The sequence below is a fragment of the Caballeronia sp. LZ028 genome, from assembly GCF_031451415.1.
GTDB lineage: Bacteria > Pseudomonadota > Gammaproteobacteria > Burkholderiales > Burkholderiaceae > Caballeronia > Caballeronia zhejiangensis.
In genome coordinates this window covers 102,748-113,170 of the sequence record NZ_JARUXN010000005.1, presented here as the reverse complement: position 1 = coordinate 113,170, position 10,423 = coordinate 102,748, and the positions used below count along the sequence as shown (strand labels likewise).

Below are 10,423 nucleotides of genomic sequence, written 5' to 3'. Positions count from 1 at the left end.
TCGAACGAAGGAATAGAAGGAGTGAAAAGAGTGCGCCGAGGCCGCCGATATGACGATCGCTCAACCTGCGCGCCGCTGCTTGCGATCGGTATGCTTGCGCACGTTGCTGGCGAGTTCCGAAATGATTTCGGTGGCTGCGCCGATGATCTGACCGAAGTCGAATCCCGCGCGCGTCATCTCCCGATAGAACGATCGTGCAAGCATCTTCGAGAGCTGGCTCGGGTTCTGTACGGATTGCGCGACGATGTCGCCGATCGTCTGATCCGAGGATCGCTTGATCGTTGCCTGAGCGAACGGCGAGGCGACGAGCTTCTCAAGCCGGTCCGCCTCGACGGATCGCGTGACGAACGTGCCGAGAATGCGAAGCAGCTTCAGATCATGTTCATCAAATTGCCGTCCGAGCCGCGGTCCCGATACTTGCACGACGCCTATCGTCTTTCCGTTCATCGCGAGGACGGCGAACATCTTGTCGCGCGCGTCCGAGTATTCGACGATGGCCGTCTTCTCTCCGATATGCACTTCGCCGAATGCCTCCGTGCGGGCCGCGCACAACTCGACAACGCGATCGTCGACGGGTATCGAAACGACGCATCGCTTCACGCGCATTGCCTCGGCGACCATCGCTGCGAGTGCTTCCGGCGATACGTCGGTCGTCTCGGTGTCCGCAAACTCGACGAGCAGCGAATCCTGCGCTTCATAAACATGTTCGGCGCTTTTCATGAGCACTCCACCGGTAGGTTTGGATGTGCGTCAGGGTATGCGTCGAGAGTTAGTTCGCAGTTAGCCCATGACCGTGATTCGAACCGATCCGCGTCCTCATCCCACGCTAACTTTCGAAAGACACACTAAGCGTCATTCCTGACAGGTGCTCACGATGAAACGTCCCTTATTCATGCAGCGTCGCAGCATCAAGGTTCGCGACGGCCGTTTTGATATTTCCGTCGAAGAGTCCGGAAGTATCGGCACGCCCTGCGTCTTGCTGCACGGCCGCGGCGAGTGCAGCGGCGTATGGCGAACATTGACCGACGCAGCGTCGGCCGAACATCGTTTCGTGTCGATCGATCTGAGGGGCCACGGAGATTCGAGCTGGGACCCGGAGCGCGCTTACGATTCGCCAACCCTCGCGGGCGATGTATTGCAGGTTCTGCTTGCAATGAACATAAGAAAGCCCGTTCTTATCGGTCATTCGCTCGGCGGCAGTGTCGCACTGCAATTGAACGCACTGCTCGGACACCATGTTTCCGGACTGGTCATGGTGGACTTCGGACCGGAATCCGATGCATCGGGTTCACAACGCGTTCGTGCCGACATACGCGAGACGCCGGCTACATTCGACACGGTCGACGGATATGTCTCGTGGTTGCTCGAACGGCGTCCGCTGGCCAACGGCCGTGCGCTTCGCAATCTCGCGCTGCATGCGTTGCGCCGCACGCCGGCCGGAGTGTTCGAGCCGAAGCTGGACCGGCGCGTCGCCGATGAGTCGCCGCAAAAGAGGGAGCCGCAGGCGGAACAACTGTGGCAGATGCTGGCGTCCGTGCGCTGCCCGACGCTCGTCGTGAGAGGCGTCGGGTCAGCGGTGCTAAAGCCGCAGGTTGCGCAACGCATGGCGCATCACACGCTATGTGAAGGGCAACTCGCCACGATATCCCGCGCCGGCCATGCGGTGATGACCGATAACCCCGACGAATTCAATCGTACGATCGACGCCTTCCTTGCTTCGCTGCCGGATGCCGTGAGCGGAGGTCAGTGATGTTCTCGATCATTCCCGCGCAGCTTCGCCGACAGTCGATGCCGCGACTGGTCATTGCAGTCATCGCCGGGTTCGCCGGGGCGCTGTGCAGCGCGGAGATCGCGCGTCTCATCGGCCAGGTCGCCGCCGGCCAGATCGAAACGCGCGGACTGGTGATCGTTTTCTTCGCGGTGTGCGCGGCGCAATTGCTGTTCAGAACGAGTTCGCAGATCATCGTGCTCGATTTCGGTCAGCAGGTGATCTGCAGTCTTCGAATCGAGCTATGCCGCAAGATCCTGCGCACGCCCTACAAGAAGCTGCAATCGCTCGGGAAGCCGCGCCTGCTCGCCATTCTTACCACGGACATCAACACGTTCGCGCAGGCATCGCAAATGCTGCCGCTCGCGTTCGGCAACGTCGTGCTCATTGTCGTATGCCTCGTGTATATGGCCTGGCTTTCGTGGCAGGCGTTCGCGTGCTTTTTCGTCTTTCTCGTCGTCGGGGGGGCGATCTATCACAGTATCGAACGCTGGCCCTTGCGCGAAATGCAAGCGGTGCGAGATCAGCTCGATGTCATCTTCCGGCACTTTCGTTCCTTGCTGGAAGGGACGCGGGAATTGCAACTCAACGACGCGCGAGCCCGATACTTCACCGAACACGTCGTCCATTCGACCGCACACGCATTCCGCCGATCGTTCACCCGCGCGATGCTCATCTATTCGCTCGTCGCCAACGCCGGTGGCATGCTCTTCTATGTGGCGATCGGCCTGATCCTGCTCGTCGTGCCGCACTGGTTTCCACAATCCCACGGCGTGCTCGTGACGCTCACCCTCCTGCTTCTTTTCCTGATCCATCCGGTCAGCGAAGTCATGACGATCTTGCCGATTCTTCGTCAGGCGTCGATTGCGCTTCAGCGCATCCGCATTCTCGATGCCGAGCTCACGCAGCAAGCGGACGATGACGGTCATGGGTCCGCAGACGATCCCTTCGGGGCCGCAGTCGAAGGCGTGCCGCTGATCCGGTTTTCCGCCGTATCGCATCGCTATCCGGGGCTGACGGAAGATCATCCGTTCACACTCGGACCGATCGATCTGTCGATTCGTCAGGGCGAAGTCGTTTATCTGATCGGCGGAAACGGCAGCGGCAAGACCACGCTCGCGATGCTGCTGCTCGGTCTGTACGAGCCCGAGCAAGGGCACGTAGAACTGAACGGTGTAAAAGTCGAGAGAGACAACCTTGCGCATTATCGCGAGCGCTTCTCGGCCGTGTTCGCCGACTTTCATCTGTTCGATGAAGTGCTGTGTGAAGACCAGTCGCAAATCGCGAAGCAGGCGGCACAGTATCTTCACAAGCTCGAACTCGACCACAAGGTCAACATGAAGGGCAACCGGTTCAGCACGGTCAATCTCTCTTCCGGACAACGCAAGCGCATGGCGCTCATAGCGTCGTATCTGGAAGACCGCCCGATCTATCTCTTCGACGAATGGGCCGCCGACCAGGATCCCGTATTCAGGCGCGTGTTCTACACGCAGTTGATTCCCGAGCTCAAGCGCAAGGGCAAGACGGTCATCGTCATTTCTCACGACGATGCCTATTTCGAATGCGCCGATCGTCTCGTTCAGGTTGCGAACGGGCGCCTCATCGACGTCTCTTCCGAAGCACTGAAAGAAGGCCTCTTCGCCGGACGCAGCGGCTCGGCAGTGGCCGAATAAGTTCGCCGTTCCCTCGAACACGACGTCCCCACCTACGGCGTTCGACAGCGACGCCGGCAAAGTCAGCCCCGAACAAGCAAACGTTTGGCGCGTAATTCCTTCCGCAAAAACTTAGGGCTGCGCAACCAGTGGAAGGCAAGCGCGCCGCGGAGACGCTGTGCTTCGCCTATCGCCGCATGTACGGCACCGATGTGCGCGTCGCGCGCATCTTCAACACCTACGGTCCGCGCATGGACCCTCAGGACGGACGCGTCGCGTCGAACTTCATCGTGCAGGCGCTGCGCGGCGATCCAGGACCGCGCGGCTCACGCCACTTGAAACACCGCGACCGCCCGACGCAACGCTTCGGCCTGCTCGGCGAGCGATTGAGCGGCGGCGGACGCCTCTTCGACGAGTGCCGCGTTCTGCTGCGTGACCTCGTCCATCTGCGCGACGGCCACATTCACCTGATCGATGCCCATGCGCTGCTCGCCGGATGCCGCCGCCACTTCGCTCATGATGGCCGTCACGCGATTCACTGACGCGACCAGGCCTTCGATCGTGCCGCCGGCATGCTCGACGAGCGCCGAGCCGTTCGACACGCGCGCGTTCGAAGCATCGATGAGCGTCTTGATCTCCTTGGCGGCCACGGCGCTGCGTTGCGCCAGTGCGCGCACTTCGCCGGCGACGACCGCGAACCCGCGGCCCTGATCGCCTGCCCGCGCGGCCTCGACGGCCGCATTGAGCGCGAGGATGTTGGTCTGAAACGCGATGCCTTCGATCACGCCGATGATGTCGGCCATCTGCGACGAAGCCTGCGCGATGCTGCGCATGGTCGCGACCACGTCGTTGACCGTGTCGCCGCCCTGAGTCGCGTCGCCGCATGCTTTCGTCGCGGCGTGCGTGCCCTCGGCGGCGTTGTCGGCATTCTTCGCGACCGTGCTCGCGAGTTCTTCCATGCTCGCCGCCGTTTCTTCGAGCGATGCCGCCTGAGACTCCGTGCGTTTCGACAGATCGACAGTGCCCTGCGCGATTTCGCTGGCCGCTTCGGCAATCGCCATGCTCGATGATTGAATGCCAACCACGATCGTGTTCAGACGCGCGCGCATCGTCTCGAGCGAGACCATCAGGCTGTCGGGGCTGCGGCCTTCGAGCGGGATCGCATCGCGTAGATTGCCTTGAGCGATGCGTGCCGCAAGCGCCATCGCTTCGCCCGGATCGCCGCCGAGCGCGCGTGTAAGACCGCGCGTGATGACAAGCGCGGCTACGATGCCGGCAAGCAAGGCTGCTACGCCGAGCGCGAGCATGATCGCTTTGGCGCGGGCGTAGGCGGCGTCGGCGTCGCGGTTGGCGATATCGTTCTGTTCATCCTGCAGCGCGATCATGTCCTTCGTGGTACTCATCCAGTCCCGTTGCACAGGCCGCAACTCGTCGATCAGCACGCGAATTGCCGCCTGTTGCTCGCGCGCTTCGGCAAGCGAGATCGCCTTTTCGACGATCGGCGCGGCGGCGGCTTCGTTCGCGCGAAGCTTCTCGAATACCGCGCGTTCGCTTGCGGAGGTCTGATCGCTTTCCTTGAAGCGCGTGCCGAGTGCGTCGTAAGCCTGCGCGTAGCCTTGCGCCTGCGTACGGATGCGCGCTTTCTCCGTCTCGACCGCGGCCGCATCGGTCAGGAGCGCGATGTTGCGCAGTGCAATCATCCGGTCGCTCACCGACAGGCTCAGCACGTGCGCGAGCTTCGCCTCCGCATTGTTGACTTCGACGACTTCATCGAAGCGCGCCTGGATTTGCGACATGCTCACGAGACCGAAGACGAGCACGGCGAACAACGTTGACAGCACGATGCCGAAGCCCAGACCCAGTTTGGTGACGACCTTCATGGTTGTGATTCTCCGTAGACAGATGCGAGCGGGTTTCCCAGGATGAGAAATCCACTGCTTTCATACTGTTTACGGATAGCATTCGGTTTACTTTACGGTGCTTTCGGCGTCTTTTGACGAGTGTGCCGCGCAAAGCAACGGGCTAGCGCATCGCCTTGGTTTTGCCGTCGCTTGTACTTCCTCATTCGGGCAAATCACACCCTCAGGCATCGGGCGTCTCAAGTCTTGCGCTTCCACTGCCGATATGGCGAGATCGCTTTCGCCTCTTTAGCTCCGGACGCCACCGCTGCGCGCGAAGTAGAAACTCGAGAAGATAACTGAATGCGCTACAAAATATGCGATACATGCGGCGCCGAAGTAAGCGCTATGGCCTCTCTATGCAAACGCTGCCAGACACATTTGCCGCCGAATCCGCCTCCGGATGAAGCGACAGGAGAATCTCTGACGTCCTCGTCACAAAGCGTCAGCCGGCAGATGTTGCTCGCGTCGAGCATCGCCATCATCGGCGCGATCGCTGTTGGAGGGGTTCTCGCAACCGCTCCACGCGACGAGAGTCGAACGCAGCACAGAGCCGACGCGACCTCGGTAAGCGGTCGTGTGATTCCGGCTGAGCAGGCCGAACACCCGTCTTCGGAAAGTACATCGAAGTGAAGTCGGACCACGACGACGCAGGCCGACGCCCACCATGTCGTGACGTTACGGAATGACGGTCCCGATCGTACGAAGCTCGTCGGATTGCCCATCTGCGCAGTAGTCAGTCCGTTGGTCACGGGCGTTAGTTAGCTGCGTGCCTGTTGTTCCAGCACGGATGTCCCGACATCTGTGTCTGCGTAGCTTTTGAGTTGGCAGATCTGACCGCGATCGCATAAAGTCAGGTAAAGCACATCGCGCCTTTTCGTATCGATGACTCGCAAGGCTAAGCACCCGTAAGACATCTAGCTCCATGTAGAAAGCGTTCCCAGAGAATGTATCTCCCGGTCTTGGCTGCTGGAGCAGGCACATGAACAAGATGCTTAAGATAGGTGCGACGACGATCCTCACACTCGGCGGGGCAGCGCATGCGCAAGGCAGCGTCACGCTCTACGGGCTAATCGATGCGGGTTTGACCTATACGAACAGCCAGATCAGCGGGACGGGCGGCGGGCACAGCAACTGGGAAATGACGAGCGGCGCAGTCCAGTACAGCCGCTGGGGTTTGCGCGGGGCCGAGGACCTCGGCGGGGGCGTGAAGGCAATCTTCACACTGGAAAGCGGCTTCAATTTGAATACCGGGCAGTACTCGGCAAACATGCGCCTCTTCAATCGCCTGGCGTATGTCGGCTTGTCGAGCCGCGATTACGGCGCGCTCACGCTGGGCCGTCAGACCGACAGCATGGTCGATTTTGTCGCGCCGCTTTCATTGACGGGTACGGAGTTCGGGGGCACGCACTTTGCGCATCCGCTAGACAACGACAATCTGAACGACTCGTTTCAGATCAACAACGCGGTGAAGTACCTGAGCCCGAACATCGCAGGCTTTCGGTTCGGTGGGCTGTACGGCTTCTCCAATCAGGCGGGCGGATTCGCGAACAATCGTGCGTATAGCTTCGGCATCTCATACGTCGCGGGCGCGTGGAACTTCGGTGCGGGTTATCTCGCGCTCAGCAGTTCTGCGCGCACGCCGGCACAGTTGAATACGAACGGCGCAGTCACCGATACAACCGGCGCGTCCCTGCAAGGCGCGCTGACGCCGACGGGTGTGCCTTTGGGCGTGCTGGCCAGCAGTCAGAAGACCTTCGGCGCCGGTGTGAACTACACCTTCGGTCCGGCTGTGGCCGGCTTCGTGTACTCGCACACCAAGCTCTCGCAATTCTTTCAGACTGGGCTGAGCGGAACTTTCCAGAACTTCGAAGGAAACATTCGGTATGCGCTGACGCCGGCGGTCGAACTTTCGGGCGCGTACACCTATTCGCGCGCAGGCGGAAATGGCGGCGGCGGCATTCCACATTGGAATCAGGTAAGCGCGATGGCCGATTACCGCTTCTCTCGGCGCACCGATGTCTACATTCAGGGCGCGTGGCAACGGTCGAGCCCGAGCGGCACTTCGCCCTTGGGCGTGGCATGGATTAACGGCGTGACCGCCCCGGCTTCCACGGCGAATCAGCTCGAAGCGGCCGTCGGCTTGAAGCATCGCTTCTGACGCCCTCGAAACAGCCTTAAGCGTCAAACCGGACGAAGGACACTATCCAACGACGAATCTATCGATGACGGATGACCGCGCAAAGCGGTCCTCCCGGTCGTGTGCGGCCACCGATCGCCAAGAACGGTGGAACAACGGCGCACTGTGCGCTAATTGCATCGTCGCGCGCGGAGCCACTAACACATTGCGAGGCCGCATCGTAGCGATCGGAACGGATGAAGAACAGCCGCGCGCCTTTAGGCCCCATCCTTGTCGCCACCGGCACCTGAATAAAGCGGCGTGACGCTCAAAAGAAGAGAGACCACAATGTCGAGCAAGCGACGCATGCGTATCTCCTTCGAATGACAGCGCCGCGTATGGCGCGCGGCTCACCTTCAGTTAAGAAGAGTAGATTCGCAATGCGTCCAATTCAAGAAGCATCGGTCGACGTCAAGAATACAGCGGCGAAACCTCTATCGCGCCGGACCCAGGAAGCCACGAAAGCCGGCGCCACTTTATTTATTAGGATCGCTTACTTGATACTCGACGGTGGCGCCGCCTTATTTGCAGGCCAGGCCAGGCCCGGCCGACTAGTCACATTCAGATCTGACGTGTAGTGCACCACTTCCCGCGCTGCTTCCGCGACCGTCGGCTGTGTCATTGCCGGGCTGGCGTCGATCCGCGGATTGTGCAAAAGATTTCCCGGCGCATACGCAATTATTACCTATTACGCAATTCAAAGCGACTGCGTTTCGGTATCCCGTTCCGAATAACCTAAAGAACGCACAAAGCTTGCCGTAAAACTGTTTATAAGGCTCATCCATTCGGTAATTTTGGCTAGCCCTTATGCGTCCTCAAAGGTCGACGGGGTAGCAACATCGCGGAGCGACATTGCGGCCGATTTGCGAACCCGGCTCCCTTGCCGTGCAAGTCGTCCTCATTAATCCCCTAACGCTCCGGTCCATACAGCGTAACGAACGAACTGCAGCAACCGGGCGTTTCAGTCCGAAGCCTGCATTCCATCGCGGTCTGACTACCGACTTAGAGAAATAGGCGTCATCAGTCCGCACGCCCACGGCTTCGGAACACATCAATTCGTATTGCTAACTACCATGACAAACCACAGAAAACCTGGCCATTGCTTGCGTGACCGTTTCCGCCTCGTCAATATCTCGGCGGCCGTCGTTGCCGTCGCCACCAGTCTGATGCTCGCGGCATGCGGCGGCGGCGGCGAAGGCGCCGTCGAGGCCGCCACGGCGAAAGCCACCGATATGCCGGAGGCGACCGCAAAGGCGGCCACCACGGCTTCAATCTTTTACGGCATGAACGGTCACATTACCAACGGCGGCGCCTATGACAACACGCCTTACGCGACGCAGCTCTCGCAGCTCCAAGACCTTGGCGTGAAGATTTTCCGCAACGACGTGTACAACTTGGCATCCGCCAAAGTGCTCGCTACCGTTGCCAAACAGTTTGCGGCAGGAGGGGTTCAGGTGTATCCGGTGATGCTGCTCGGGCTGGGTTTTGACAGCGAGGAAGCGGCTTACAATGCGGGCTTCGTAATGGGTCAGCAAACGGCACAGACCTATAAGTACACGTACTACGAAGTCGCCAACGAATTGGATTCTGCCGCGCTGGCTGGAAACTACGACGGCAACATCTGGTGGCAATACAGCAACCGGCCGTTCACGATCGCGCGCGGCGTGATCCGTGGCATGATCGCGGGTGTGAAGTCGGTCGACAGTTCCGCGAAGATTATCGTCGATGGCACATGGAAGCACATTGCGTTTTTTCAGATGCTTCTCGACGGCTCACAGCCCGACGGAACACACGGTCACCCGACCGTCAGCTGGGACATCACCGCATGGCACTGGTACTCCGACCAGGGCGACATGACGAATGCGTGCGGGGGCACGGGGTGTCACGACATTCTCGGTATCATCAGTTCCTTTGGCAGGCCCGTCTGGATCAACGAGTTCGGCGTGCGTCCGGAATATGGCGCGAATGACACTATCGCTTCTTACCTGACCGGTAACCTGATGATGCAGCAGTACTACACCCAGGCGTCGAAGTACAACATCCAGTCGATTCAAGGTTTCGAGTTGTACGACTCCCAGGAAGGCAACTACGGCATGCTGCAAAGCGATGGCAAGACGAAGAAGGCCTCGTACATGGCAGTCAAGAATTTCATTGCGAGCCACCCGAAGTAATAAGCGGCAGGGCGGTCGCCAGCTGAAATTCGCCGCGTCGGGGCTTTCGATGACGCGGTCATCGAAAAACCCGGCGAACAAGGGAATCGCTCACTTCGAAAGATATTCGATTCCCTCGGATCCTCCACCGACTATTAACGGCTCGAGTTGGCCGGCTAAGACCGTCTAGCACAACCTCTCGATCTTTCGCCAAGGCAACCATCGGTCCAGCGCTTACGAACCGGCGACAACAACCTCGGCGACATCCCACTGTCGAGGCGTCTGCGGTCTCGACAACATTCTCCGAGTGGGCAAGGACGTCTGGCGCACAAGTGCCCCTCAGCCCCCTTTGCGGTATCACCGATTCCACTCAAGAACTGCCGATGCGACCGGAAGAATTTCGCAGACTCGTGCAAGCGCGCTCACCACGGGCTTAGCGCCGCAGCGGTCCACGCGCCGTTTCCATCACTTCCCGACCGTCGGGCCTCGGCTCGGCGAGCAGGAATCGCCTATGCCGCGAAATACTGGTTTTCCCGTATTAACTCGTCTCGTCAAATTGCCGTTATCCGCTGCAAGCAACAGGTCATAACGGCACGCAAGAGCGCCAACGTTTGCGTGACCAGGCGTTTCGAGCAGCCGTACATGGCGCTTTGATGCGTCGCATATCCCGAATCGGGATTGCAGAAGCCGGTCCGAATCGATGCGCCGGACTTGGCAAAAAGATGACTGATTCGATGAGAAAAGTACCGCTTTCCGATGCAAACGCTACCTCGGTA

6 protein-coding genes and 1 pseudogene are annotated in these 10,423 nt (G+C 59.8%); 5 read left to right on the top strand and 2 right to left on the bottom strand.

Going from position 1 to position 10,423, the window contains the following annotated elements; translation table 11 throughout:
• Positions 1-60 precede the first annotated feature (60 nt).
• Positions 61-720, bottom strand: a complete 660-nt coding sequence (locus QCE58_RS29865) for a hypothetical protein (RefSeq protein ID WP_250522582.1) — start codon at positions 718-720, stop codon at positions 61-63.
• 154 nt (positions 721-874) lie between these two features.
• Here QCE58_RS29865 and QCE58_RS29860 point away from each other — a divergent pair, with 154 nt between their 5' ends.
• The 3 genes and pseudogenes from QCE58_RS29860 to QCE58_RS29850 all read left to right on the top strand — a co-directional run.
• Positions 875-1,750, top strand: a complete 876-nt coding sequence (locus QCE58_RS29860) for an alpha/beta fold hydrolase (RefSeq protein ID WP_250522583.1) — start codon at positions 875-877, stop codon at positions 1,748-1,750.
• Positions 1,750-3,441, top strand: a complete 1,692-nt coding sequence (locus QCE58_RS29855) for a cyclic peptide export ABC transporter (protein WP_250522584.1) — start codon at positions 1,750-1,752, stop codon at positions 3,439-3,441. Before QCE58_RS29860 ends, QCE58_RS29855 begins: the two co-directional genes overlap by 1 nt.
• Before the next feature lie 131 nt (positions 3,442-3,572).
• Positions 3,573-3,734: pseudogene (locus tag QCE58_RS29850) on the top strand (NAD-dependent epimerase/dehydratase family protein); the annotation flags it as partial.
• Between the two features lie 12 nt (positions 3,735-3,746).
• On the opposite strand, the gene QCE58_RS29845 reads toward QCE58_RS29850, so the two are convergent.
• On the bottom strand, positions 3,747-5,300 hold the full coding sequence (locus tag QCE58_RS29845) for a methyl-accepting chemotaxis protein (protein WP_250522585.1): 1,554 nt from the start codon (positions 5,298-5,300) through the stop codon (positions 3,747-3,749).
• A 1,000-nt stretch (positions 5,301-6,300) separates the two neighbouring features.
• Here QCE58_RS29845 and QCE58_RS29840 point away from each other — a divergent pair.
• Both QCE58_RS29840 and QCE58_RS29835 read left to right on the top strand, forming a co-directional pair.
• Positions 6,301-7,479, top strand: coding sequence for a porin (locus tag QCE58_RS29840; protein WP_250522586.1), 1,179 nt, complete (start codon positions 6,301-6,303; stop codon positions 7,477-7,479).
• Between the two features lie 1,121 nt (positions 7,480-8,600).
• Positions 8,601-9,668, top strand: a complete 1,068-nt coding sequence (locus QCE58_RS29835; RefSeq protein WP_008345468.1) for a hypothetical protein — start codon at positions 8,601-8,603, stop codon at positions 9,666-9,668.
• Positions 9,669-10,423: the final 755 nt, after the last annotated feature.